This window comes from Campylobacter sp. 2457A, from assembly GCF_020135895.1.
GTDB classification, from domain to species: Bacteria; Campylobacterota; Campylobacteria; order Campylobacterales; family Campylobacteraceae; genus Campylobacter_D; species Campylobacter_D taeniopygiae.
Genome location: NZ_JACHTO010000049.1, coordinates 1 through 3,417 on the forward strand (window position 1 = coordinate 1; position 3,417 = coordinate 3,417).

Here is a 3,417-nt window from a genome sequence, read left to right on the forward strand (position 1 = left end):
AAAAAGGCTATTTAATTTGATAGATTCCTTTCAAACAATTATTCATTTTTTCAATTATATTTAAGAGATTCTATAATAAGTATCTGCGTATTTAAATATCAAAAATACAAATATCCAAGAATTAATAAAATCTTATAAAAATAATTTTTTACTATTATATAATTGATAAGCGTTTATTCTAAATCAAAAAAATAAGAAAATATTAAATATAGCCATGAAATAAGAAATTATAGTGAGTTTTAGATTAAATGTAGAACTTTATTCAGCATGTTTAGCTGCAAATTTATGTAGTGCAAGAATAAGATGCATAATGTGGAGAGATAAGATGTTATACAATTTGTCAATTTTCAATATTTAATTATATTAAATTTTGTATTTAGAAGTTAATTATGAAAAAAATCTAGATTTTGATTTAAAAAACGCAATTTATAAAATTTATTGATACAGAAGGTAACATAAATTAAAAATTTAGTCAAAATGTTTATTTGAACTTATGAAAATAAATATTGTTTTACAAAATTTTACTTATTATAAAATAAAAAAGGAAATTGAATGAAAGAAGAATATATTTTTATAGGAGTTGATATAGGTACGACAGGCGTTAGAGCTGCTGCTTATGAAAAAAATGGAACTCTTTTTTATTATGCAGATGAATATTATTCTATTGAAATGCCTAGGCCAAATTATGCAGAACAAAATCATGAATTGATTTTTAATAAAACTAAAAAAGTTATAAAAGAGGTGGCGAATAAACTCTTATATCTTAGAAAAAAACCTTTCGGAATATCTTTAAGTGTAGCCATGCATAGTTTTGCTTTAGCTAAAAAAGATAAATTTTTAAGCAATATGTTAATTTGGGCTGATGGCAGAGCTAGTAAGCTTGTAAAAGATTACAAAGCAAAGAGTGACAATATAAAATATTTTTATGATAAAACTTGCTGTCCTCCTCATTCTTGTTATCCATATTTTAAGATGCTTTACTTTAAACAAAATTATGAAAATTTAGATTTTGATAGAGTTTATTCCTTAAAAGATTATATCTTTGAACAATTAACTGGTTTTTGGTGTATAGATAAATCTTGTGCCTGCGCGAGTGGGTTTTATAATGCGAATGATTTAAATTGGGATGATGATTTACTTTATAGCTTGGGTTTAAAAAAAGAAAATTTACCAGAAGTAAAAGATACTATTTTTAACTTAGGTTTAAAAGAAGAAATTGCAAAAGAGTTAAATCTAGCACCAGGTTTGCCAGTAGTAATAGGATCAAGTGATGGAGTTTTAGTAAATTTGGGTATAAGTTGTTTTAAAGAGGGACAAATGAGTGCTACTATAGGTACTAGTGGAGCTTTGAGGCTTATTAGCAACGGAGTTAAAAAGGATTCAAGTGCTAGAACTTGGTGTTACAATCTCTTAGATGATACTTGGGTAGTTGGAGGAGCTATAAATAATGGCGGAATAGTGCTTAAGTGGCTAAGGGATAAGATTTGTCATTATAGCACAAGTAATCTTGAAAATATAGATATAGATGCCTATGAGTTAATGAGTTTAAAAGCTTCAAAGGTAGCAGTGGGTAGCGAAGGACTTTTAGCTTTACCTTTTTTTACTGGAGAAAGGGCACCTCATTGGAATAGTGAATTAAAGGGTATGTTTTTTGGTTTAGGTTTAAATCATAGTAGATCTCATATGATAAGAGCTGTTATGGAAGGAATTTGCTATGGGCTAAAAAGTATTTATAACCCTCTTTCAAGCTTTAAAGAGCCTACTAGCATAAAAGTGAGTGGAAGTTTTACTAAATCTAGTGTTTGGATTCAAATTTTAGCAGATATTTTAAATAGAGATATAATACTACCTAAAAATAGCGAAGGTGCTGCTTATGGAGCAGCTATTTTAGGTTTTATATCATTAGGTTTGATAGATAATTTAGATGATTTAGAAGAATTAGAAGGTGAGAGAATTTTTCATGCACAGAGTGAAAATTTTGATCTTTATAACAGAATTTTTAAAATTTATGAAAATTTATATTCAAAATTACAAGATGAATTTGCACAGATTTACGAAATAGGGGAAAATAAAATATGAATTTAATTTTTATAGATTTGCTAATACTTATAATCGGAATAATATTTTTATTTTTAGTTATAGTAAAATTTAAACTTAATAGTTTTTTATCTCTACTTCTAACTTCAATTTTTATAGGCTTAGCTCTAGGCATGGATATACAAAAGATATCAGATACTATTACAAAAGGTCTAGGGGAGACTTTAGGTGGACTTGCTATAATACTTAGCATAGGATCTATGCTTGGAAAATTAATGGCTGATAGCGGTGCAGCTAGAAAAATAGCAATAAGTGTTATAAATAGTTTTGGAGCACAGAATATAAGATGGAGTGTTTGTATAGCTAGTTTTTTAGTAGGTTTCGCACTTTTTTATGAGGTAGGTTTTATACTTTTAATACCTATTGTTTTTACTATAGCAAATGAACTTAAAATAAATCCTTTGGAAGCCGGAATACCTATGGTTGCAGCTTTATCTGTAACACACGGCTTTTTACCTCCTCATCCAGGACCTGTTATGATAGCGGATACTTTAAAGGCTGATTTGGGATTAACCTTGTTTTATGGTTGCATTGTGGCAACTCCTGTTTTTATAGTTGCAGGACCTATTTTTTATAGTTTTGTAAGAAATATAAAAGGGAGAGAGGTAACTTCTTTTGAGAATCAAGATTTAGACAATTTACCTTCATTTTTTACCAGTGTTATAAGTGCATTAATACCAGTTATTTTAATGCTTTTGGCTACTTTTTTAAAGTTTTTTTCGAATGAATCATTTCATCAAAATTCTATTTATAAAGTGATTGAATTTCTTGGTAGCCCTAATATAGCTCTTTTGTTAGCTATTTTAGTAGCTATTTATATATTGGGTTTAAAAAGAGGAAGGACTATGTCTCAAATTGGTAAGAGTTTAGAAGGAGGAGTAAAAAGCATAGCTATGATTTTGCTTGTCATTGCAGGAGGAGGTGTTTTGAAGCAAATTCTAATAGATAGCGGTTTAAGTTCCCATATATCAGATTTTATCAATAAATCTAGTTTCTCTCCCCTAATAGCTGCTTGGCTGATAGCATCATTACTTAGGATAGCTTTAGGTTCAGCTTCGGTTGCAGCGATAACAACAGCAAGTATAGTTCTTCCGCTTACCACGGTAAGTGGAGTTAATCTGGAGTTAATGGTTTTATCTATAGGTGCTGGCAGTGTTATTTTATCATTACCGAATGACCCAGGTTTTTGGATGTTTAAGGAATTTTTTAATTTGAGTATAAAACAAACCTTGCTAACTTGGAGCTTGCTTGAGACAATCATAGCTGTTTTTGGACTTATAATGGTGCTTATTTTAAATTTATTTGTTTAGTTATTATTTG

At 28.9% G+C, this 3,417-nt stretch carries 2 protein-coding genes; both read left to right on the plus strand.

Going from position 1 to position 3,417, the window contains the following annotated elements:
• Window positions 1-552 precede the first annotated feature (552 nt).
• Window positions 553-2,079 (plus strand): gluconokinase, encoded by a 1,527-nt coding sequence (locus H2280_RS08150; protein WP_337216225.1) that lies wholly within the window; start codon window positions 553-555, stop codon window positions 2,077-2,079.
• Window positions 2,076-3,407: a gluconate:H+ symporter gene (locus tag H2280_RS08155; RefSeq protein WP_337216226.1), complete on the plus strand. Its 1,332-nt coding sequence runs from the start codon at window positions 2,076-2,078 to the stop codon at window positions 3,405-3,407. Before H2280_RS08150 ends, H2280_RS08155 begins: the two co-directional genes overlap by 4 nt.
• The last annotated feature ends 10 nt before the right edge of the window (window positions 3,408-3,417 follow it).